General features: G+C 59.7%; 1 protein-coding gene. It reads right to left on the bottom strand.

All coding sequences use genetic code 11. The features are described from left to right. Positions 1-429 (bottom strand): hypothetical protein (locus AC1RMF_RS26685; RefSeq protein WP_493145588.1); only part of this gene is annotated, 429 nt, incomplete at both ends.

The raw sequence follows: 429 nt of genomic DNA on the forward strand, positions 1-429 counted from the left end.
ATGCGGTCTGGACTTCCTCCAATGGGAGGTTCAGGACTGCACTCAATGCATGGGGCAGATCGCCCCGGTTGATGGAGCCCCACGTTTTTACTGCTTTCTTGAGGGCATCGAATACGCGCAGCGCGACGGCCAGTTCAAAGATCGCAAGTTCCACTGGATTGAGCCCCGCGCTGTTGCCCAGCCAAGCCAATGTCGTGGACATGCAGCAAGGGGCAACCGGCCAATTGGCCTCGCCCTGCATTGCCAAGGGTCCTAGGAACTTCTGCGCCCTGATCTGCAGTGCTTCGAATACTGCTGCTGCCTTGCAGCTTGGATCTGCAAGCTCGGGCACTTCCAGCATGGCGGACAGCAGCTGGTGCTGGCTGGATCCGTCCACATGAAAGGCCGGCATGCCGCCATGGCCCAGCAAGATCCGCAGGATCCAGCTGT

The organism is Rhodoferax sp. GW822-FHT04A08 (assembly GCF_058801025.1).